General features: G+C 57.6%; 1 pseudogene. It reads left to right on the top strand.

Annotated features, from left to right (window positions below):
• A pseudogene (locus BDO18943_RS42465) lies at positions 1–408 on the top strand (TniQ family protein); the annotation flags it as partial.
• Between the last annotated feature and the right edge of the window lie 99 nt (positions 409–507).

Here is a 507-nt window from a genome sequence, read left to right on the forward strand (position 1 = left end):
CCGGCAGTACGGTTGCAGATGCTGGAGGCGGCGGCAACGGCAATCAGCTTGATTGAGGTGAGGGATATAAGCCCGCCAGGCGAGCACGCAAAGCTATTCTGGTCCGAGCCCCAAACCGGGTTCACCAGTGGCCTGCCGGCGAAAGCGCCGAAGCCCGAACCCGTCGATCACTGGCAGCGTGCAATCCAGGCCATTGATGAGGCCATCATTGAAGCACGACACAACCCCGAGACGGCACGCTCGCTGTTCGCGTTGGCTTCCTATGGTCGGCGCGACCCCGCTTCCTTGGAACAGTTGCGCGCCACCTTCGCGAAGGAAGGCATCCCCCCGGAATTTCTGTCACATTATGAGCCTAGCCTACCCTTTGCATGCCTTAGACAGAATGACGGGTTAAGTGACAAATTTTGACGTGCAGAGCTTCCCGATGCAAACTGTCACATAATCGAACGTATATGTGACAGGTACGACATGCTGATAGGCTACATGCGGGTATCGAAGGCGGACGGC

The sequence above is a fragment of the Burkholderia aenigmatica genome (assembly GCF_902499175.1).
Lineage (GTDB): Bacteria > Pseudomonadota > Gammaproteobacteria > Burkholderiales > Burkholderiaceae > Burkholderia > Burkholderia aenigmatica.